Consider the following 21,594-nt stretch of genomic DNA (forward strand, 5'->3'; position numbering starts at 1 on the left):
ATGAATAATGACCAATTTGCATAACAGACCGACAAACACGGCGGGATCACGGGGGTGTCATGAGTGATACGACAGAAGGATTAGTGCTTGCCGCTGACGGCAGGCCACTGAAACAAAGCTTGCGACGGGCCTTGTTGCGGCAAAAAGTACGTGCGCTGATGCTGATCGCGCCACTTTTGCTGTTCGTGGTGGTGACCTTCGTCGTTCCTATTATCTCGATGCTTTTCCGGTCGGTTGAGAACGATATTGTGCCTGTCACGCTTCCGGGGGTCGTGACAGAACTTGCCCAATGGGACACTTCAACCGGTACGGCTCCTTCCGAAGACGTCTTCCGTAATCTGTATATTGACCTGTTTAAAGCCAGCGAGGCAAAGCAGCATACGCGGCTTGGCACGCGCTTGAATTATGAGCAAACAGGTCTGTCATCATTGTTCCGCACCACAGGGCGTGGGCTTGATGACATTGGTGAAGAATGGCAAGATCCGCTTGAAGATATTGATGCGAATTTCAAGGATGCCGCGTTCTGGTTCGAAATGATGTCGGGCTCTGACGGCGATAGCCTGCTGGAAGACCGCCGCGATCTTTGGGCTGAACTGATTGGCGAAAGCATGGCCGGGGATGTCGGCTTTGTGCCGTCTGAACAAGTAGCAGAGATGTTGCCATGGACCAGCCGTGCCTACACTGATTTCGCAATCTGGACCGCCTTGGCAGACAATGATGTTGTTGCTGAGGAAGATCCTTGGGAAGCCGTTTACGGTGCGCTGGGGATGGATTTGACCAACCCTGATACTGTTAACGCGATTGGTCGTTATACGGGGCCGGGGGCAGATGCGCTTAAAGCCGCCGTTGCGAATTTGGATATGCTGCCGCAGGATGGTTTCCGCGAAGCATTTGCAGCAGAAAACGAAGATTGGGTTTCGCCGGAAGTCTGGGCGACAATCAAGCTCTATTCGCCAAGCGTGACACCGGGTTATTTCCTGAACGCGATTGACATGGAACTCACCCCTGACGGGATTGAGCAAAAACCAGAAAACGAGCAAATCTATACCCAGCTGTTCATACGTACGCTGGTTATGGCGCTGATTATTACGGCAAGTTGCATTGTGCTGGGCTATCCGGTTGCTTGGCTTTTGGCCAATCTGCCGATGCGGACATCCAGTGTTTTGATGATCCTTGTCCTGTTGCCATTCTGGACGTCGCTTTTGGTGCGGACATCGGCATGGAAAGTGTTGCTGCAGCAACAAGGGGTGATCAACGAAATCCTTGTTTGGCTGGGTTTTGTCAATGATGCTGATCGCCTGATCTTGATGAATAATGCAACGGGCACAATCATTGCCATGACGCATATTTTGCTGCCGTTTATGATCCTGCCACTTTATTCAGTGATGAAAACCGTTCCGCCAAGTTACCTGCGGGCGGCCAAATCGCTTGGTGCGACCAACTGGACAGCCTTCTGGCGGGTTTATTTCCCGCAATCGGTGCCGGGCATCGGGGCTGGATCAATTTTGGTCTTCATTCTGGCGATTGGTTACTACATCACGCCTGAAATCGTTGGCGGGACGAGCGGTGTCTTCATCTCGAACAGGATTGCCTACCATATTTCAAGTTCTCTCAACTGGGGCCTTGCAGCAGCATTGGGGACCATTCTTCTGGTTGTCGTGCTTGGTCTGTACTGGTGCTACGACAGGATCGTTGGCATTGATAACGTGAAGTTGGGGGGCTAAGGCCATGAGTAGTGTGATTGTTACTATCAAACGGCCGGACCTTCTGACCTTTACTATGCCTTTGGTGGCCGTGTTGGGCGCGATGTTCGGTTTTGTTACCGGCAATATCTATGGTGATCCCTGGATTGGGCTCATAGGTGGTGCTGTTGCTGGTGCTGCCTTGGCTGGCGGATTGGCACAGATTACGAAAATCAATCGCCGGATAAAAATCTGGGGAACGGCAATATTCCTTGGCCTTGTCGGAGCTGCCGTTGGTGGACTTGGCGGGTTGTTCGGCGGGTTTATCGTTGGTGTATCAATGGGGTGGTTTGCCACATGGGTTGGAAGCGGAAAATATCGCGCCGGTGTGCCGACCTATTACACGCCCAGTCAGGTTCTTTGGCACAACGCCTTCTTATTTATATGTGCCTTTGTTTTCTTCTTCCTGATTGCACCGCTGATTCCGGTCGTGTGGCTAAGCTTTAATGCGGAAAACTTCTTTACCTTCACGCCCGAAATGCTGAGCTTTAAGGCAGAAGGGTACAGCCTGAAGCATTACCGTGACTTCCTTGGCACGGATGAATGGATGGTACCGCTTAAGAACTCGCTGATCATCGCGCCGATTGCGACGATCATATCGGTTTCGTTGGGAACACTGGCCGCAATTGGTCTGAGCCAATCCCACGTGCCGGGCCGTCAGACAATGATGGCGATTCTGATTTCGCCGATGATTGTACCGCTGATCATTTCAGCGACGGGGATGTTCTTTTTCTATGCACCGCTTGGCAACTGGCTGGAAGTTAACCTTGGCCTGAACCAGTCATTCGTTGGTTATGTCAAGGTGATCCTGGCCCATGCAGTGCTTGGTATTCCGTTCGTGATTATTACCGTAACCGCGACATTGGTCGGGTTTGATAAATCACTGACGCGGGCGGCTTCGAATATGGGGGCAAACCCTGTGACGACGTTCTTCCGGGTCCAGATGCCCCTTATTCTGCCGGGTGTTATTTCGGGCGGGTTGTTTGCGTTCATCACCTCGTTTGATGAAGTCGTGGTTGTTCTGTTTGTCGGCTCCGCCCGGCAACAGACTTTGCCATGGCAGATGTATACGGGCCTGCGCGAGCAGATTTCACCGACCATTCTGGCAGCGGCAACCATCCTTGTTGCGGTTTCGATCTTGCTTCTGCTGACGGTGGAATTGTTGCGCCGTCGCTCCGAGCGACTTCGTGGCATGAGTCCGGGATAAGAGAACTTAGTCACCGACATCCGTTCAAAGTGGATGGATGTAAGAATGCGGTTAAGCAGGCCGACGGTACTTTGCACCGTCGGCCTGTTTCTTTGATGGCTATTGAAAATCCCTGCTGTGCATAAACGCATCTGGTTAAATGCGCCTTGTTGGACAAGTTGTTCATGACGGGCAGGGCGGTGTAACCTATCAAGACCAACTCAAGAGCGGGTTCTCACTTAATTATCGGTGTTTCCAGCCCTTGCGGCGGGGCCGTCGGGGTGCTAGTTTCCGCGCTGTAATTCAAGTTCTGGCAGATAATCCATCTGCCGGGTTTTTTGTCATTCCTTAAGAGAGACTTTCATCCATGTCGTCTTTGGATAAGGAAACAGTTCGTCGTATTGCCCTTCTTTCACGTATCAACGTGTCAGAAGAAGGCCTCTCCGAACTGGCGGGTGATTTGACCCGTATCCTCGATTTTGTCGAGGAACTGCAAGAAGTTGATGTCGAAGGTTGCGAACCGCTGACGTCGGTTGCCGATCTGACCTTGCCGCTGCGCAAGGACGAAGTCACCGATGGCAACATCCAGCAAAAAGTGCTGTCAAATGCACCGATGACCGATGCTGGCTGTTTTGTTGTGCCCAAGGTGGTTGAATAATGACTGATCTGACAAAGCTGACACTTGCCGAGGCCCGCGACGGCTTGGCAAAGGGTGAATATACCTCGGTCGAACTGACCGAAGCACACCTGAAATCGATGGAAGCGCATCGCAATCTGAACGCTTACATCACTGAAACTCCGGACAAAGCCATCGAGATGGCCAAGGCCTCCGATGCCAAGCGCGCCAAAGGTGATGCTGGCGCCATGGAAGGCCTGCCGATTGCGGTCAAAGACCTGTTCTGCACCGAAGGTGTTCAGACGACGGCGGCTTCGCATATCCTCGAAGGGTTCAAACCGGAATATGAATCCACTGTTACCAACAAATTGTTTGGCAATGGTGCTGTGATGCTGGGCAAGGCGAACCTTGATGAGTTCGCCATGGGGTCTGCCAATACGTCATCCTATTACGGGAATGTTATTAACCCGTGGAAAGGAAAAGACGGCAAGGACCTTGTGCCGGGTGGTTCATCTGGTGGCTCGGCTGCGGCCGTTGCCTGTGGAATGGCGCTTGCTGCGACCGGGACCGATACCGGCGGCTCGATCCGTCAGCCTGCATCCTATTGTGGTATTGTCGGGTTAAAGCCGACCTACGGTCGTTGCTCGCGTTGGGGTATTGTCGCCTTTGCAAGTTCGCTTGATCAGGCCGGTCCGATGACCAAAACCGTGCGTGATGCTGCCATCATGCTGGGGTCGATGGCGGGTCACGATGCCAAGGACAGCACGTCTGCACCGATGGCGGTTCCTGATTTTGAAGCGGCCCTTACGGGGGATATTCGCGGCATGAAAATCGGTATTCCAAAAGAATACCGTGTTGATGGCATGCCCGAAGAAATCACCAAGCTTTGGGATAACGGCGTTGCCATGTTGCGCGATGCGGGTGCCGAAGTGGTCGATGTGACCCTGCCGCACACCAAATATGCGCTGGGCACTTATTATATTGTTGCCCCGGCAGAAGCTTCTTCGAACCTTGCACGCTATGACGGCCTGCGTTACGGACAGCGTGTCATGGACGAAGGCGACAGCCTTGATGACATGTATTCCAAATCGCGTGCTTCCGGTTTCGGTAAGGAAGTCCAGCGCCGCATCATGATCGGGACCTATGTGCTCTCGGCTGGCTATTATGATGCCTATTACAACAAGGCGCTTAAAGTCCGTCGTCGCATCTACGAAGATTTCGCAAACGCCTTTGGAACGGTAGATGCCATTTTGGCACCAACCGCACCGTCGGCGGCCTTTGCGATTGGCGAAAACGAAGGCGATCCGGTCAAAATGTATCTCAATGATGTGTTTACTGTTCCGGCAAGCCTTGCCGGTCTTCCGGGGCTGTCATTGCCTGCGGGGCTGTCTTCTGATGGACTTCCGCTTGGTCTGCAGTTGATTGGCAAACCGTTTGACGAAGAAACCGTTCTGCGTGTCGGGGGCGTACTTGAAAGTGCGGCAAACTTCACCGCAAAACCATTCGGGCAGGAGGGCTGATCCATGACCTATATCATCGAAGGTTCAACCGGCCCGTGGGAAATCGTAGTCGGTCTGGAAGTCCACTGTCAGGTGGTTTCCAAGTCCAAGCTGTTTTCCGGTGCTTCGACCACGTTCGGTAACGAAGCCAACACCAATGTCAGTCTTGTTGATGCGGCGATGCCGGGCATGTTGCCGGTGATCAATGCTGAATGTGTCCGTCAGGCGGTTAAAACCGGTTTGGGCCTTAAAGCCCAGATCAATAAGGAAAGCGTTTTTTCACGGAAAAACTATTTCTATGCCGATCTGCCGCAGGGTTATCAGATTTCGCAGTTTGATAAGCCGATTGTTGGCAAAGGTACGATCATTCTTGATATGCCAGATGGTTCGACCAAATCGGTTGGCATTGAACGCCTGCATCTTGAACAGGATGCCGGGAAGTCGATGCACGATCAGGATCCGAAATATTCGCATATCGATTTGAACCGTTCGGGCGTTGCCCTGATGGAAATCGTATCCGACCCTGATATTCGCACCCCTGAAGAAGCAGGTGCCTATCTGACCAAGCTGCGTGCGATTGTGCGTTATCTTGGCACCTGTGATGGCAACATGAACGAAGGCTCCATGCGGTGTGATGCCAACGTGTCGGTCCGTCGTCCGGGCGAGCCGTTCGGCACACGTTGCGAGATCAAGAACGTCAACTCCATCCGTTTTGTGATGCAGGCGATCGAGATCGAAGCAAAACGTCAGGTCGAAGTTCTTGAAGCAGGCGGCGAAATTATTCAGCAGACCCGTCTGTTCGATCAGCGTCTTGGGGAAACCCGTGCGATGCGGTCCAAGGAAATGGCGCATGATTATCGCTATTTCCCGGATCCGGATTTGTTGCCGCTGGTGTTTGATGATGCGTTTGTTGCAGAAATCGAGAAAACCCTGCCGGAACTTCCGGACGAGAAAAAAGCCCGCTTCATCAATGAAAACGGCCTGTCGGCATATGATGCCGGTGTTCTCGTCGCCGAAAAGGAAAAGGCTGATTACTACGAGATCGTTGCCAAGGGCCGTGATGGCAAACTGGCAGCGAACTGGGTGATTACCAACCTGTTTGGTGCGCTGAACAAGGCGGAAGTCGGCATTGCCGATAGTCCGGTAACGGCTGAAAATCTTGGTAAGCTGATCGATCTTATTTCTGATGACACCATTTCTGGCCGTATCGCCAAGGATGTTTTTGAAATCATGATCGAGACCGGCGGTGATCCTGAAAAGATCGTCGAAGAAAAAGGTCTTAAGCAGATCACCGATACCGGCGCGATTGAAACGGCGATTGATGAAGTGATTGCTGCGAACCCGGACAAGGTTCAGGAAATCCGCGATGGCAAAGATCGTATGCTGGGCTGGTTTGTGGGTCAGGTTATGAAATCCACGGGTGGTAAAGCCAACCCAGGGATGGTCAACCAGATGCTTCGCGACAAAATCCTCGGCTGATTTTAATCATCAGACTAATAAAAAGCCGCCCGTTTCTATAGAGACGGGCGGCTTTTTTATTCAATCACAGAGCCAGATTTATCACGCTTGCAAAAGCTTCATAACTTCATCGGCTGTGGCATCGCTTGATGCCGGGTTTTGACCGGTCACCAATTTGCCATCGACAACGGCATAGGATGCCCACATATCGCCGCGTTCATAGAGGCCGCCCTGTTTTTTGAATTCATCTTCAATTAACAGCGGAACGACTTTTTCAAGGCCAACGGCCTTTTCTTCGTCATTGGTAAAGCCGGTGACTTTTTTGCCTGCGACCAATGCTTTGCCATCAATACCCTTGGCATGTACCAGTGCGGCAGGCCCGTGGCAGACCGCGGCGACCGGTTTGTTCTGGGCGACAAAAGCCTCGATCAAGGCGATTGACTTGGCATCGGTTGCCAAATCCCAAAGCGGACCATGACCGCCCGGATAAAACACGGCATCAAAATCATCTGCCTTAAGGTCATCAAGGGGCACTGTATTGGCAAATGCCTTTTGCGCTGCTTCGTCTTTTTCAAATCGGGCAGTCGCATCGGTCAGGGCGTCAGGTACCTGACTGTTGGGATCAAGTGGCGGTTGACCGCCTTTGGGGGATGCCAGTGTTATTTCAGCGCCGGCATCTAGGAAGCGGTAATAGGGCGCTGCCAGTTCTTCAAGCCAGATACCGGTCTTGTGGCCGGTGTCGCCCATTTGGTCGTGGGATGTGACAATCATTAAAATACGCATTGGGTCCTCCTTGCGCGGAATTCATTTGCCATGACGATAACTGGCTGACAAAATTTGCGATAGATCGAAGAACTGAACAGATTGTCAAATTATTTGAGCATCAAAGATGTCAGCATTAGACGAAGTCAGGGCGATGATGATTTTTGCCCGCGTGGTCGAAGAAGGCGGCTTTTCGGCCGCGGCGCGCAAGATGGGATTAAGTCGCGCAGCCATTTCACATCAGATCAGGCAACTTGAAGCAAAACTTGGCGTGCCGCTTCTTCGACGAAGCACACGTAACTTCAGTCTGACGGATGCCGGAACACGGTATTACGACAGTTGCCGAACCATAACGTTGGAAGCCGAAGCTGCGCGTAAACGCGTGGAAGAATTGCGCGATGAACCGGTCGGTAAAGTTTCGATCACATCCTCGGTGCATCTTGGCACAATGCGCATTGTGCCGATCCTTGATCAATTCCGGCAGACCTATCCCGGGGTTGCCATAGACGTTCATTTGACCGACGAGGTCGTCGATCTGATCGGACAGGGGATTGATATCGGAATTCGTTCCGGGCCGCTTAAAAGTTCAGATCTTAAAAGTTTCAAACTCTATCAAACGCGGCGGATTATTGCGGCGAGCAAGTCCTATATTGATCGGGCTGGCCTGCCTGAAACACCAGACGCCTTGGCGGAGCATGAATGGGTGATGTATAGCCGCGTTCCTGAAACCCTTTCGCTTAGCTGTGATGGTGTTGAGAAACGCGTGCGTGTCTCGGGCAATGTACGGGTCGATAATGCAACGGCGCGCTTGCAGTTTGTGCGGGGCGGGCATGGATTGGCCATTGTGCCACTGTGCGATATCGAACAGGAAATCAGGAATGGAGATTTGATCAGGGTTCTGCCTGAATGTGCTTTGCAAGATCTTGAAGTATATGCCGTTTATCCATCGGGTGTTACGCGCAGCGCAAAGGTGCAGTCACTTTTGGAATTCATGCGCCGTGCATTGCGTGATGTTGATATTTCACGGAATGATGCGGGTGGAGGCGAGAGCCATATTGATCAATTCTGATTGATCGGCTATTTCCCTTTGACGACTTTACGGGGGACCCATGGCCAATCTGTTTTTTTACTACTCGTCAATGAATGCGGGCAAATCGACCACGCTGCTTCAGGCGAGTTTCAATTACCACGAACGCGGCATGAAAACGCTGCTGTTGACGGTGGCGTTTGATAACCGTTTTGGCGAAGGTAAAATCGCATCGCGCATTGGCTTGGAGGCCCCGGCACTTTTGTTCGATGCCAAAACCGATATGTGTGCCTTGATCCTGGATCAGATGACCAAAGGCAAGGTCGATTGCGTGTTGATCGACGAGGCACAGTTCCTGACCAAAGATCAGGTTTGGCAGCTTTCAGATGTTGCAGATAAGCACAATGTTCCCGTGTTGTGCTATGGCATTCGCACCGATTTCCAGGGGGAGCTTTTCGAAGGATCGAAATGGCTTTTGGCGTGGGCAGATAAGTTGAATGAGCTTAAAACCATCTGCCATTGCGGGCGTAAGGCCGGGATGGTTTTACGGGTTGATGAAAATGGTACCCCGGTCCTTGAGGGCGCACAGGTCGAAATCGGCGGCAATGATCGCTATGTCCCGGTATGTCGGCGCCATTTCAAGGATGCGATGGGCCAATAGGGCCATTATTGGGTTGATAACACCCGTCATTTCAATTGTATGAGGAATTTATTTGGCGCTTCAGCCCGCCATCATCGCCGAGATTTCCGGTGCCAGAAGGCTATAAGCCACCAGCCACATGACAGCACAGGTCAGCCCATCAATGATTTTCCATGTGATCGGACGCGCGACATAAGGCGCTAGCCAGGACGCCCCCAAGGCGATGGCGAAAAACCAGACGAAACTCGCACTCATTGCGCCAAGTGCAAAGAAAAGCCGCTGGTCTGCGGGAAATTGCCCGCCAATGCCGCCCAGCATTACCACTGTATCAAGATATACATGCGGGTTGAGCAGTGTGACTGCCAAGGTGGTCGAAAGAACAGCCTGCCATCCCGTTTTGCTTATGGCCTCGTCGGACAGTGTTTCGGTTTCGAATAACCGTTTGAGTGCGCCAAACCCGTACCAGATCAGAAATGCGCCGCCACCCCATGCCGCGATCTTTGTCAAAAGCGGGTAGGCGGCAATCAACGTCCCAAGTCCGGCAACGCCTGCCGCAATCAAAACCGCATCACAGAGTGCGCAAACAAACGCAACCATCATCGGATGATTGCGCCGCAATCCTTGTCCAAGGACAAAGGCATTTTGTGCGCCAATGGCAATAATCAATCCGCCGCCAAGGCCAAATCCGGTCGCATAAGTCAAAAGCATTTCGGCATCCCAGTGTTTGTTGGTCCGCCAGTGATATCAATTTTTTGAAATAAGAAAATCGAATTATGGTAAAGTATCATTAGAAAAAATAATGGTGTGGGTATGCTCGATTACAAATTGCTTCAGGCCAGTGCCGAGGTCATTCGTCATGGCAGTTTTGAAAAGGCAGCACGTGAATTGGGCCTTACCCAGTCTGCTGTATCGCAACGTGTGAAGCTGTTGGAAGAACGCTTGGGGCAACCTGTCATTATTCGGGCCAAGCCGATTGCCGCGACGGTGGCAGGGCAAAGGTTCCTTGCGCATTATCAAAGTGTGCGGTTGCTAGAACAGGAACTCCATGAAGAACTTCCCGTCATTCAAACCGATGGCCGGTTCGGGCAGGTGGCATTGGCGGTCAATGCCGACAGCCTTGCGACGTGGTTTGTTGATGTGCCCAAACATCTGTTCGAACAGTTGGGGCTTCTGGTCCATCTGACGGTTGATGATGAATCCTTGAACCACACAGCCTTGCAGGACGGGACGGTGTTGAGTGCGATCAGTATGCAATCCGCACCCATCCAGGGATGTCGGGTGCGCCCGTTGGGGGTAATGCGCTATGTCATGGTTGTATCGCCTGAATTTAACGCGCGGTACTTCGCCAATGGCGTGACGCCAGATGCCTTGCGCGCATGTCCGGCGGTAAATTTTTCAGAACATGACGAATTGCAAAATCAGTTTCTAAAACAGTATTTCGGACTAAATCCTGGCGAGTTTCCCGCGCATATGGTTCCAAGTTCGCAAGGGTTCGTCACCGTGGCCGAGCAGGGCATCGCCTATGCCGTTGTCGCACAACAACAGGCCGAAGAAGGATTGCGGAACGGAAGTCTGGTTCAGCCTTGTCAGCATGCGATAGACCGACCGCTTTATTGGCATCACAAAACCATCCAAAGCCGTCTTCTTGATAAGGTCAACGAGATTGTCTTAACACAAGCCCGCCGTTTTTTGCCCAAAATTACCGCGTAACAAGTTGATGGGTTTGGATTTTTAAGGGACGTGGTTCGATTAGAGGAAGGCTTTGATACGCGGATCAAATTTGACTTAAAGTAAAATTTGTCGCTTACTTTGCCAGATGAGCCATTTTGTATAACGGTTTGTTTAAACAGGGAAACCATGTCGCATCGACTGATTGCATGTGAGCATTGCGACTATCTTCATGTCGAGGAAAACATCCCGGCAGGTAGTGTGGCGTGCTGTGTGCGGTGTGGGTCACCGTTATATTCTGCGGAACAATCACGGTTTGACAAGCCGTTGGCGTTTGCCATTACCGCGCTTTTGCTGTTCATCATCGCCAACAGTTATCCGATCTTGACCTTTGCCATGGAAGGGCGGGTTGAAACCAACACACTGGGCAGTGGCGTTTTGACATTTTGGCAGGAAGGGTTTCCTTTTCTGGCCTTTATGGTTGCGTTGACGTCGATTGTTGCGCCGTTATTTCTGATTTTTGCACATATCTACGTCTTGCTGCCGATCTCGCTGAATATCCGTTTGCCCGGAATGCAAAAAGTCTGGCGTATTCTTGCGATGGTGCGGCCTTGGTCGATGCTTGATGTTTTCCTGATTGGATTGCTGGTCGCACTTACCAAATTGACCGATTTTGCCCAAGTGATTGCGGGTCCGGCATTTTTTGCAATTTGCTGCCTTATTCCGGTGGCTTTGCTGATGAATGTAACCCTTGATCCACGCAATGTCTGGCGGCGCATTGCCCCGGCCAGTTTGCGATATCTTGATCAAAGTGATCTTGCCGATCTTTCGAACGGAAACAGTGTTTCGCAGGCCCGACATTACGGTCTTCTGACCTGTCACACATGTGCGATGGTGGTAAAGGACCAAAAAGACGGTCATACGCGTTGTCCGCGATGCGGAGATGTTGTCCATCAACGGAAAGCCAGAAGTCTTTCACGGGCATGGGCGTTGTTGGCAACAGCCGTGATATTGTATGTGCCTGCCAATATCTTCCCGATTATGACCGTGACTTATCTGGGACGATCAGAGGCCGATACCATTCTATCGGGCGTGGCTGTATTGGCAAAAGCAGGGGAATGGCCCATTGCGATTGTGGTCTTTACCGCAAGCATTCTGGTGCCAATCGTCAAGATCGTCATGTTGAGCTGGGTCTATATGACAACCTATTTAGGGCTTTCAGGACCCCTTAAGGAACGCACATTGATCTATCGGGTTACCGAATTGGTCGGGCGCTGGTCGATGGTTGACGTTTTCATGGTCTCGATCCTCGCTGCATTGGTCAAGCTTGGCAATATCGCATCCGTTCAGCCGGGTTTTGGCGCGGTTGCCTTTTGCGGGGTGGTTATTGCGACCATGTTATCAGCGATGGCATTCGATCCACGTCTCATATGGGACCGGACAGGAATGGGCGGATCACAACAATCCAGTACGCCGGATGTCTACGCACAAGACCAAGTTGAAAAACAGGGGACGCCGTCATGATTGACGAGAATACTTCTTCATTTGACCGGCGGCCGGGCGTGCCTGATGTCAAAAAAGGCTGGAGCCGGTTTTCCATCATTTGGCTGGTGCCGCTTGTTGCGTTGATCATTGGCGGGTGGTTGCTTTGGCGCGATATCGTGTCAAAGGGGCCGGAAATTAGTGTGACGTTTCAAACGGCTGACGGAATATCTGCCGGTAAAACGGCCGTTCGATATCGTGATGTTGATGTCGGGCAGGTGATTGGGATCAATCTTGCCGAAGATCTGGACCATGTCCGCTTAACCATCAGAATGGATGCGGACTTTAGTGAATATCTTACTGAAAACACCCGGTTCTGGGTGGTGCGGCCCCGCGTAACCGTCCGGGGTATCACGGGTCTGGATACGATTGTCTCAGGCGCCTATATCGAAGTGGTTCCAGATAAGACAGGATCAGAAGAACAAAACTTTGTCGGCGAAGAAGAGCCGCAACCCATTCATGACGATGAAGACGGCACCCGGTTTGTCCTGAAAGCTGAAGAGCTTGGGTCACTGGGATCCGGGACACCAGTTTTGTTGCGGGGGATTGAAGTTGGCGAGGTTCTTGAAACAGAACTTGATGAAAATGCTGACGGTGTCTCCATCCCGGTCTTTATTCGCAAGCCTTTTGATGCGCTTGTAAAACGCGATACGCGGTTTTGGGATTCAAGCGGTATCGCACTTGACCTGAATGCAGATGGGCTTTCGGTGCGGGCGCAATCGGTGCGTTCTGTTCTGGCGGGGGGGATTAATTTCTATACGCCAGATGTAAGTGTGAATGAAGATCAGGCACCGGCCGAAACAATTTTCCGCTTACATAGCAGTTTGGAAAAGGCCGAGTTGCTTGCGCAAGGATATAGCCAGAAATACATCCTTTATTTTGATTCCTCTGTACGTGGCCTGTCACGTGGTGCGCCGGTGGATTTTAATGGTATCCGGGTCGGAACGGTTGAAAGCGTTGATTTGGAATATGTGGTCAGTCAGCGGTCATTCCGTGTTCCGGTTGTCGTGACAATTGAACCGGAACGGGTACAGCTTATTGGCGCAAATGTGGGCGACCTTGATCCTGAGGCCACGATTAAAACCTTGGTTGAGGACGGCCTGCGGGCAAGGCTTAAAACAGGCAGCTTCATCACCGGACAATTGTTTGTCGATCTATCGATGAATCCGGTCTCACCGGCCAGATATCTGGGCGATCGAAATGGCAACATTCCTGAATTGCCGACTTTGCCGCAAAAGCTTGATGAAATTGCCAATTCCCTGACCAGTCTGTTGGAGAAAGTTGAAACCTTTCCGCTTGAAGAGATTGGTATTCGTTTGCTGGGTACGGTTGAGGGGATGGAGAATATTGTGACGTCGCCAGCCTTAACCGAAGGCATGACAAGCCTGCAGCAGGCGGCCGCGGGGATTAGCAGTCTGGTTGATAATCTGGATTCTAGCGTTCTTCCTGCAACGCAAACGGCACTTGATGCTGCACGCGAAGCACTGGGTGGTGTTCGGGATGTAACTTCACCATCATCGCCCGTGCGTTACAATCTGGAACAGGCGCTTAAGGAACTCAGTGCAACTGCACGTTCGTTACGCGATCTCACGGAATTTCTTGAACAAAACCCGAGTGCTCTGATCCTTGGGAAAAGTGGCCCGAAGGAGGATGAATGATGCGACAGATGATCCGAATGCATATCGGTAAGTGTGTCTTGGTACTTCTTGCGCCATTGTTGGTGGCCTGTGCCGCGCAATCTGTTCCTGATCGCTACTACCTGTTGTCGCCGACCGTGCAACAGGTATCAGAGCCATCCATCCAGGCACCGGTTATTGGCATTGGTCCGGTCACGATCCCGAGCCATCTGGATCGATCAACCATTGTGTCGCGAAGCAGCACCAATCGTGTTGAAGTCAATTCCGGTTATCGTTGGGCAGAGCCACTTGATGAAAACATCAACCGGGTTCTGATGGATAATATGGGGCGGACAGGGAAGGCATCACGACTTGAAGCTTTCCCGTGGACATCACGCGATGGTGTCGACTGGCAAGTTGTTCTTGATATTGACCGGTTTGAACGTCAACCGGACGGAAATGTTATCTTGACGGCACGCTGGAAACTGATCCGGTTTGAAAGTGGTGAGATCGTCCGGGCCGCAACATATAACAAGGTCAGTATGCCTTCTGATACGTCGATCGAAAGTACGGTATTGGCCATGAGTACATTGCTTTCTGATATGACGATCGAGATTTCCAGTCACCTGCCGTGACGAAGAGGCTGAATAAGCTTGGATAAGCAGATCGGATTTCAATCTCGGATTGAGACAGGTGCTCGATTTATGGCATGGCACAAAGTTTTTTATGCCGCGTAGGCAAGTGAAACTGCCAAGAAATTGGAAAAGGCCATAACAACCTATTGTTTTCATCACCCGAATAGCCTTATAAAGAAGATACAAATATAAAAAACGGGACACGCGCCTGACTAATAACTGGCAAATAAATGCCGCCCCAAACAGGAAGTTAGGGAGCCAGAGCGCATCATGTCGGATACGACATTTGAAGTTACAGTCCAGCGGGGGGATCGCTGGATCATCCATTCGACATTTGATGTCGAAAAGGAAGCGGTAACGGAAGCTGAAAAGCTTCTGAAAACCAAGGTTTCTGCCGTACGCGTCGTCCGTAACTGGGAACGCGGCGACGGTCGTCATATCGAAAAAGTACTTCTTGAAAAAGAAGGTGCCGGTGAGGATGAGGAAGAAGACGTTCGCGTCTCTCACATCGACGAGGCACCGCTTTGCGAAACTGACAACGACCTGTTGCAGAAAGAAAGCCGCGCGACCATCAACAGGTTGCTGCGCAAATATTTTGAACAGGAAATTCTGACTCCTTGCGAGGTAATGTACAATTACCAAAACCTTCGCAAGTTGATGTTTCATGACACCTTGATGCCGACTGCGGTCGACAAGGTTGCCGGGCTTCATGCCAAGGCGACCGACGGCGATCATATCGAGGCGATGAACAATCTTCATGGCGCGATTGAACAACTTTCAGCGCGTGCACGTGAAGTTGAAAAGGTTGATCTTCCTGCATTCGAAGATGCAACCATTTCAGAAGTGCGTGATGAAATTCGCCGCCTGAATCTGGCCGAAGATACTGATTTCCTTACGATGGTAGCGCTAACACGCGTTATGTCATCAACGCGCAACTGGGTCGGTAAGCTTGATCTTGCCCTTAAGGTTAAGGGCGATGAGAAGGACGAAGCTGCGCGTAAGTTGCTTGATGATGTAATTGCAGACATCCTTGGGTCTCCGGTCGCGCTTAAGGACCTTTTGGGCAGTTCTCGTAGCTTTGGCGAGGCGGTTACCATGCATATTGATCTGGCCCTTGGCCGGGCAAAGGGTAATCGCGGGGCAGCGGATGATATTCTTGAACTGCTTAATCCGTTGTTTGGCTCTGGCTTACTTGCGACCAGTCAGGAAGCGATGTTTGATTACATCGTTCGGGAACTGCGCAGCGCAAACAACCTGACCCGTCATGAAACAGATCCTGATCCATTAGAGGGTATCCTTGACCGTCTGATTACAGAAAACGGGGTTATTTATGGTGCCCCGATGGTTGAAGGGTTGGCTGAGCGTGGTGCACGTCTGCGCAATGTTGGTGGGCCACGCGGCTTGATCGAAGGCGTTGCTGAAATCACCAGCCGTCTTCTTCCGAACTGGCGAAAACTGACTTGGCTGATTGCAGTTGCGAATAGCGGTATCGTTGAAGATTTTTCCGATGAACTGATCAAGATGATGCGCGATGCAGTCAAAGACATGCGAGCATTGCGGGCATTCTGCGATCCAGAATCCAAGCCGCGCGACAAGATGGCGACCGTCAAGCAAATGAGCGACGTCTTGGCTGAGTGTAAATTGGATGATGATCTAAAAGCAGAAATTGCTGAAAAGCTTGATGATGGTCTGGCTGAATACCTTGTCCGCGAAAAGGTGATCGAGCGTATCGATAACCCGGCACTCCATTTGCGCAAACGTGCTTATATGCTTGTACAATTTTGTTCGAGTGGTGTTCTGATCGAAGGCAAGTCTGCGGCAATGGCCAGGAAAAGGGTGGTGGGCTATCTCAAGCAACCCAATTTCACCGATAAACTGGTCGATGACATCAAGGACATGACGACGAAAGAAGGCACCATCCGCGATTTTTATGCGTTGTTGCAACGAAGCGGATTCTAGAGACCTTTCTTCTGCTTTCGGATGAACTGACATGAAAACACCCCACGATGCCATCATGGCAAGATTCGTGGGGTGTTTGTCGTTGTTGCCAGTGTTGATCTGCGGCATGCTGAACCTGTCATAAGGAGAAGCCGCAATGTCCGACACTGTCGAAAGCCCGAAATTGATCGTCTGTCACGCATATGATGATGTGATGAGCCTTGATATTGTCGGGCCGCTTCAAGTGTTTGGCTCTGCCAATGACGAACTTGCAGTTCTCGGCCGCCCCAAAGCATATGAAGGTATCATCGTTGCAGAAAATACCGGACCGGTTCAGACGTCCTGTGGTCTGCGGCTATATGCCGACATGGGGTGGCGAGAACTGGATCTGTCGGGTGTTGATACGTTGCTTGTTGCCGGTGGGAACGGCGTTGTTCAGATGAGGCGACATCAGCCCATTCTAGACTGGGTTCAGCGTGCAGAGAAAATCATTCCAAGATTAGGTTCGGTCTGTTCAGGCGCATTGATTTTGGCCGAGGCCGGTGTTCTTGATGGGCGGATGGCAACCACCCATTGGTCACGCTGTGATCAGATGGCACGCGACTTTCCCGCCATCCATATGATGGGAGACCGGCTACATAGTTATGATCCGACCGGAATTGACGGTGACCCGCATGTTTTCACCTCAGCCGGTGTAACGGCAGGCATTGATCTTGCCCTTGCAATTGTTGAAGCCGATTTTGGCCGGTCATTGGCCCTTTCAGTGGCGCGTCGGCTTGTGATGTTTCTGAAGCGCCCGGGCGGGCAGGCACAGTTCAGCGCATATCTAACCCCTGAAAGCGGTTCAACCGCCCGACTAAGCAGTCTTCTTGAATGGTTGCCGGCAAACCTTGCGTCTGACTTATCGCTCGAATCTCTTGCAGATCGGGCCGGAATGACGCCACGGACGTTCTCAAGGGTGTTTTCGCGTGATCTGGGCATGAGTCCGGCACGCTATGTCGAACGAGTCCGGGTTGAAGCCGCCCGCGCGTTGCTACAGGACGAAACATTGACCATTTCGCGGGTGGCCGATCTGTGTGGGTTCCGGCATCCGGAAACATTACGCCGGGCATTTCAGCGACATCTTTCAGTCAGCCCACAAGAATATGCCGAACGGTTCGCCCGGAAGTCTTTGGTCGGCGCGACCTGATACGCCTTTAGACATCCTTCATTGCAATTCGATTATTCGGAGTTAGGAACATGTTGTTACTGACCAATGGACCATTGCGTTTACTTTTCGCTGCACAGGCACTTTATTGGTCCTGTTCGCTTATCGGGATCACTCTGACATCCATTGTTGGTGTTTCCCTGGCACCTATACCCGAATTGGCAACCTTGCCTTTGGGTATATTGATGTTGGGTAATTTATTGTCTGTGCATCCATTGGCGATGCTGATGCAAAGACGCGGACGGCGTGTTGGCCTGTTCTTCGGAGCCATATGCGGTGTCGTCGGGGGACTGTTGCTGGCAAGTGGTATTTATATCGGCGAGTTCTGGCTTGTCGCGATTGCGCCGCTTCTAATCGGGACATATCAAGCATCGGCGATGTATTACCGTTACGCCGCACTTGAAACCGTGGAGACGTCACAGAATGGCCGTGCCGCCGCTTTGGTCGTTGGGGGTGGTGTTCTCGCAGCCTTTATCGCCCCTGAAATTGCCGTGGCAAGCCGTGATATGTTGGCGGTGCCATTTGCGGGGGCATTTGTTGCTTTGGCGGGGCTGGCCGCGATGGGTGCCTTGCTGATGGCCTTTTTGCCCGATGGCGGCATTCCGACCAGAAGTGGATCAAGTAGGACCGTTATGAAAACACTTCTGGGTCGGCCTGTGATCCGTGGGGCGATTGCGGTCAGTGCTGCGGGGCAGGGCATCATGATCCTTGTGATGACAGCGACCCCGCTTGCCATGAAATATTGCGGGTTTGATGTTGACGTGTCGGCCAATGTGATCCGGTGGCATCTGATCGGTATGTTTTTACCTGCCTTCGTTGCCGGTCCGATGATCGATCGGTTCGGGGCACGTCGGATGGCATCTCTGGGCGGGTTTATTTTAGCTGCCAGTGCTTTGGTTGCTGTGTCTGGCGTATCTGTGACGGCGTTTTTGATCAGCTCGTTCTTGTTGGGGATTGGATGGAACCTGATGCTGCTTGCGGGCACAACCATGCTTGGCGAGGGGCATAATGCCGAAGAACGTGGTCATGCACAAAGCCTGATGGAACTTGGTAACAGCATCACGGCAACGATTGCATCAGCCGTAAGCGGTGCGCTGATTGCCGGTGCGGGATGGAATGTCATCAATTACGGGATTGTTCCGGTCGTGCTAATTGCGTTGGTGCTTATGTGGCGTGGTTCGATTGCCAAGCGCGTCACCGCAGGTGCTTAAGGGCAGGGCCAAAAAGATAAAAGGAACCGCCGGTCATTAGGACCGGCGGCGAAGTTGCAGGGCGAACGGGGAGTTTCGCCCTGGCGCGACTGAAAAACTCAATCGGCTGCCCGGGAATACCCGATGAGGGCCGGGAGCATCCGGGCATAAAAAAACCGGCTATCAGGCCGGTTGTGATGTTAATGAGGCCGCGTTGCCCGCGACGAATTCTTTGATCTTTTGCAAAACGAAATCGCGCGAGCTGTTTTCACGGGTTTGGAAAAGAACTTCGCGATCTTGAATGACCAGGCCCAAATAGACCGGATCTGTGTGACCTTCCCTGATCGTTTTCAGGGCGCGGAGGGTATGACCGAGATCATCGGTGCTTTGATAGATGGTACGCATCTTTCTCCAACCAGCATTTTGCATCAGGTGACAGTAAAAAACCAATCGACACTGGCTTTATGACAGGTGTTTTTTTCCAACCGATGACAAGTCTGTGATGGTTTGAAGACTCTTTTCACTTTCAACCACAAAACGCCATGAGAGCAGGCGGCAAAAAGCTGCTGGTTTTATTTGGTGGGCCTGATAAAAAGAAAACGTCCTTAACGCCAGTTTCGGGCATTGACATGCGCCATGACGGTGTTTAAGAAAGGCGTCGTTCCGCAGGGAACACCAAAGAGATAGAGGGCAAGTGGCCGAGTGGCTGAAGGCGCTCCCCTGCTAAGGGAGTATAGGGTGACAAGCCCTATCGAGGGTTCGAATCCCTCCTTGCCCGCCATTGATTAAAGCACCCTAGTCGGGTGCTTTTTTCTTTTGTGCCAATGGCAGAAAACCCATTCCCAAAACGTTGTTTGTTCAGGCGGGTCTCGCATTTTTGCGATGCACCCATATCTTTAAGTAATGCGTAACAATATGGATTGAGGAATAAATGCCAGAAAAAATGACATTTTATCAAATCGTTCTGGGCGCTGGTTTAGCTGTTGGTAGTAGCAGCATTGCCTTGATACCTGCGATGGCACATGGCATTGACCACAACCATGATCACGTTTTAGTCGAGATCGCACAGGGCGGCGGCATTTTTTCCGAAGAAGAACGCCGTATCATCAAGGAAGTGCTTGATGTTGCCGATGTCATTACAGGAAACGATGATAGTGGTAACAACGGCGGTAAGGATGGCAAAGGCGGAAAAGGCAGTAACAAAGGTCTGCCGCCCGGGATTGCCATGAAACTTGAACGTGGGGGTTCCTTGCCACCAGGCATTGCGAAACGGGATTTGCCATCCGACTTGCAGGCGCGACTTCCGGGCCGGACAGACAATGCCATTCGTCAGATTGTCGGCGATGACGTCGTTCTGATTGAGCGTGGCACGGATATCATTCTCGACATTATGCGCGGCGTGGTGCGTAACTGATCTGGTGCAAAATCGGCATAAAAAAACGCGGCGTGTAAATTCGCCGCGTTTTTGTTTTTCTGTTCAGATGAACCTAGGTGAAGGCATTGAACGTAATGATGGTCTGGGTGTCTTTGATATTCGGCAGCTTGTGGATTTGTTCGTTCACATAGCGCCCGATATCCTGTTCGTCTTCGACATAGACCTTGACCAGAAGCTCAAACGGGCCGGAAATGGAATAGACTTCCGACACACCTTCGACTTCTTCAACAAGGTCGGCAGCCACATCATAGGCTTTGCCAAGTTCACATTTCACGAAAATGAAAAACGGATGCATCGGATCTGCTCCTGTTTGATTTTGAGTTTCTCACAAGCTACCCGGCTTGGACGGGGCTTGCAATCGTCTAGCTTGGCACTTTGATCGGTATGTCTCAAAGCCGGGCACCTTAATCCAGTGGCTTCTTCTCAGCCTGTGCCGCGCGCTCGGCAACGGTGGTCTGTGACAGGTTCCAAACTGTTGTGCCATTTGTTTCTGCCGTAAGGCTTGCCATGGCAAGACCGTTGGCAACGGCATCGTCCATTTGTGCATGGGGTTTGGAAAATGCAGACAGGAAACCGGAATAGAACGCATCGCCAGCCCCGTTCACATCACGTAACCTAGTTGCAAGCGGGGACCAGAAAGCCGTTCCGCTTTGCGATGACGATGATACGACGCCAGTTGCACCAAGTGTAATCACAACGTCCGGAATGCCTTTGCCGCGCAGCAACTGGATTGCGGTTTTTGCCTGTGCGATCTCTTTGATTTCAATGCCGGTCAAAATGCTTGCTTCCGCCTGATTGGTGATCAGAAGATCAAGTTCATCGAGCACAGGTCTGAAACGTACAGCCTTGCTCGGTGAAACAGTGGCGGCACAGAGTTTGGTGTTGCCCTTATTGTCAGCCAACCAGGAAATCGTTTCAACAGGCAGGTTGGCGTCAACCATCCACCATGGCCATGCCTTAAGATTGGTCAATTGGGGGGCAAGCCGGTCAATGGTCAAAAGGTCATAGACCTCTGCATCCATCATGCCCAGTGCAAGTTCGCCCGTTTCATCAAGAACGGCGGTGTAGCCAGCGGTGTGTTTGCCTTCAAGCTTCATCATGCGGCGGGTATCAATGCCGATTTCAGAGAGTGCCGCGATGACATGTTCACCATCACCATCATCGCCAACAGCACTTAGCATCGCGATATTGTTGCCCAGCAAACGCAAATGGACCGCAATGTTGCGTGCAACGCCGCCGGGCTTTCGATGAAGGGTTCTTACCGGATTTGATGCCGCCGGAACAAAGCGTCCAGTGCATTGCAAAGTTCGGTCAAAATGGGCGGCACCAAAGCAAAGGATGTTGGCTGAAGGCGTGTTCACAGTGTGTTGCTCTTTGTCGTGGGACGCCACATCCGTGACGCGCAATTCTTAAGAAGCGACTTTCATAAGCCT

The 21,594-nt window shown here is 51.7% G+C and carries 20 protein-coding genes and 1 tRNA gene; 16 read left to right on the top strand and 5 right to left on the bottom strand.

Annotation, left to right across the window (positions count from 1 at the left end):
* The first annotated feature begins 59 nt into the window (after window positions 1-59).
* The 5 genes from ACQ0MK_RS06305 to gatB all read left to right on the top strand — a co-directional run bounded on the left by ACQ0MK_RS06305 (window position 60) and on the right by gatB (window position 6,522).
* Window positions 60-1,724 (top strand): ABC transporter permease, encoded by a 1,665-nt coding sequence (locus ACQ0MK_RS06305; protein ID WP_430475307.1) that lies wholly within the window; start codon window positions 60-62, stop codon window positions 1,722-1,724.
* A 4-nt stretch (window positions 1,725-1,728) separates the two neighbouring features.
* Window positions 1,729-2,949, top strand: a complete 1,221-nt coding sequence (locus tag ACQ0MK_RS06310; RefSeq protein ID WP_430475308.1) for an ABC transporter permease — start codon at window positions 1,729-1,731, stop codon at window positions 2,947-2,949.
* A gap of 346 nt (window positions 2,950-3,295) precedes the next feature.
* On the top strand, window positions 3,296-3,586 hold the full coding sequence (gene gatC, locus ACQ0MK_RS06315) for an Asp-tRNA(Asn)/Glu-tRNA(Gln) amidotransferase subunit GatC (RefSeq protein ID WP_350160636.1): 291 nt from the start codon (window positions 3,296-3,298) through the stop codon (window positions 3,584-3,586).
* Window positions 3,586-5,064 (top strand): Asp-tRNA(Asn)/Glu-tRNA(Gln) amidotransferase subunit GatA, encoded by a 1,479-nt coding sequence (gene gatA, locus ACQ0MK_RS06320; RefSeq protein ID WP_430475309.1) that lies wholly within the window; start codon window positions 3,586-3,588, stop codon window positions 5,062-5,064. Before gatC ends, gatA begins: the two co-directional genes overlap by 1 nt.
* Window positions 5,065-5,067: 3 nt before the next feature.
* Window positions 5,068-6,522: an Asp-tRNA(Asn)/Glu-tRNA(Gln) amidotransferase subunit GatB gene (gatB, locus tag ACQ0MK_RS06325; protein ID WP_350042685.1), complete on the top strand. Its 1,455-nt coding sequence runs from the start codon at window positions 5,068-5,070 to the stop codon at window positions 6,520-6,522.
* A gap of 81 nt (window positions 6,523-6,603) precedes the next feature.
* On the opposite strand, the gene ACQ0MK_RS06330 is transcribed toward gatB, so the two are convergent.
* Complete coding sequence (locus ACQ0MK_RS06330) at window positions 6,604-7,284, bottom strand: type 1 glutamine amidotransferase domain-containing protein (RefSeq protein WP_430475310.1); 681 nt, start codon at window positions 7,282-7,284, stop codon at window positions 6,604-6,606.
* A 106-nt stretch (window positions 7,285-7,390) separates the two neighbouring features.
* Between ACQ0MK_RS06330 and ACQ0MK_RS06335 the strand changes: the two genes are divergently transcribed.
* Together ACQ0MK_RS06335 and ACQ0MK_RS06340 are read left to right on the top strand one after the other, a co-directional pair.
* The gene (locus ACQ0MK_RS06335; RefSeq protein ID WP_430475311.1) at window positions 7,391-8,332 is read left to right on the top strand and encodes a LysR family transcriptional regulator; all 942 of its coding nucleotides are present in this window, start codon (window positions 7,391-7,393) and stop codon (window positions 8,330-8,332) included.
* 40 nt (window positions 8,333-8,372) lie between these two features.
* Entirely contained in the window at window positions 8,373-8,951 is a 579-nt protein-coding gene (locus tag ACQ0MK_RS06340; protein ID WP_430475312.1) for a thymidine kinase, read from the top strand.
* A 60-nt stretch (window positions 8,952-9,011) separates the two neighbouring features.
* Here the strand turns inward: ACQ0MK_RS06340 and ACQ0MK_RS06345 are convergent, their stop codons facing one another.
* Window positions 9,012-9,638: a LysE/ArgO family amino acid transporter gene (locus tag ACQ0MK_RS06345; RefSeq protein ID WP_430475313.1), complete on the bottom strand. Its 627-nt coding sequence runs from the start codon at window positions 9,636-9,638 to the stop codon at window positions 9,012-9,014.
* Between the two features lie 102 nt (window positions 9,639-9,740).
* On the opposite strand from ACQ0MK_RS06345, the gene ACQ0MK_RS06350 reads away from it, so the two are divergent.
* From ACQ0MK_RS06350 to ACQ0MK_RS06380, 7 genes are all read left to right on the top strand, one after another.
* Window positions 9,741-10,640, top strand: coding sequence for a LysR family transcriptional regulator ArgP (locus ACQ0MK_RS06350; protein WP_430475314.1), 900 nt, complete (start codon window positions 9,741-9,743; stop codon window positions 10,638-10,640).
* Window positions 10,641-10,787: 147 nt separating this feature from the next.
* Entirely contained in the window at window positions 10,788-12,122 is a 1,335-nt protein-coding gene (locus ACQ0MK_RS06355; protein WP_430475315.1) for a paraquat-inducible protein A, read from the top strand.
* The gene (locus ACQ0MK_RS06360; protein WP_430475316.1) at window positions 12,119-13,798 is read left to right on the top strand and encodes an intermembrane transport protein PqiB; all 1,680 of its coding nucleotides are present in this window, start codon (window positions 12,119-12,121) and stop codon (window positions 13,796-13,798) included. The genes ACQ0MK_RS06355 and ACQ0MK_RS06360 overlap by 4 nt, the downstream gene beginning before the upstream one ends.
* Window positions 13,795-14,391: a PqiC family protein gene (locus tag ACQ0MK_RS06365; protein ID WP_430475317.1), complete on the top strand. Its 597-nt coding sequence runs from the start codon at window positions 13,795-13,797 to the stop codon at window positions 14,389-14,391. The genes ACQ0MK_RS06360 and ACQ0MK_RS06365 overlap by 4 nt, the downstream gene beginning before the upstream one ends.
* A 270-nt stretch (window positions 14,392-14,661) precedes the next feature.
* Window positions 14,662-16,350, top strand: coding sequence for a hypothetical protein (locus ACQ0MK_RS06370; protein ID WP_430475318.1), 1,689 nt, complete (start codon window positions 14,662-14,664; stop codon window positions 16,348-16,350).
* Window positions 16,351-16,486: 136 nt separating this feature from the next.
* Window positions 16,487-17,518, top strand: a complete 1,032-nt coding sequence (locus tag ACQ0MK_RS06375; protein WP_430475319.1) for a GlxA family transcriptional regulator — start codon at window positions 16,487-16,489, stop codon at window positions 17,516-17,518.
* A 50-nt stretch (window positions 17,519-17,568) separates the two neighbouring features.
* The gene (locus tag ACQ0MK_RS06380; protein ID WP_430475320.1) at window positions 17,569-18,747 is read left to right on the top strand and encodes an MFS transporter; all 1,179 of its coding nucleotides are present in this window, start codon (window positions 17,569-17,571) and stop codon (window positions 18,745-18,747) included.
* Window positions 18,748-18,909: 162 nt separating this feature from the next.
* On the opposite strand, the gene ACQ0MK_RS06385 is transcribed toward ACQ0MK_RS06380, so the two are convergent.
* Window positions 18,910-19,131: a hypothetical protein gene (locus tag ACQ0MK_RS06385; RefSeq protein WP_430475321.1), complete on the bottom strand. Its 222-nt coding sequence runs from the start codon at window positions 19,129-19,131 to the stop codon at window positions 18,910-18,912.
* 283 nt (window positions 19,132-19,414) lie between these two features.
* On the opposite strand from ACQ0MK_RS06385, the gene ACQ0MK_RS06390 reads away from it, so the two are divergent.
* Both ACQ0MK_RS06390 and ACQ0MK_RS06395 read left to right on the top strand, forming a co-directional pair.
* Window positions 19,415-19,507 (top strand) — tRNA-Ser (locus ACQ0MK_RS06390).
* Between the two features lie 150 nt (window positions 19,508-19,657).
* The gene (locus ACQ0MK_RS06395; protein ID WP_430475322.1) at window positions 19,658-20,140 is read left to right on the top strand and encodes a hypothetical protein; all 483 of its coding nucleotides are present in this window, start codon (window positions 19,658-19,660) and stop codon (window positions 20,138-20,140) included.
* 73 nt (window positions 20,141-20,213) lie between these two features.
* Here the strand turns inward: ACQ0MK_RS06395 and ACQ0MK_RS06400 are convergent, their stop codons facing one another.
* Window positions 20,214-20,456 carry an Lrp/AsnC ligand binding domain-containing protein gene (locus ACQ0MK_RS06400; RefSeq protein ID WP_033069566.1) on the bottom strand — a complete coding sequence of 81 codons (243 nt, stop codon included), beginning with the start codon at window positions 20,454-20,456 and terminating at the stop codon, window positions 20,214-20,216.
* A gap of 109 nt (window positions 20,457-20,565) precedes the next feature.
* A complete protein-coding gene (locus ACQ0MK_RS06405; protein WP_430475323.1) occupies window positions 20,566-21,522 on the bottom strand; it encodes a carbohydrate kinase family protein in 957 nt (318 codons plus the stop codon).
* Between the last annotated feature and the right edge of the window lie 72 nt (window positions 21,523-21,594).

It is taken from the genome of Thalassospira lucentensis, assembly GCF_050516545.1.
GTDB classification, from domain to species: domain Bacteria; phylum Pseudomonadota; class Alphaproteobacteria; order Rhodospirillales; family Thalassospiraceae; genus Thalassospira; species Thalassospira lucentensis_C.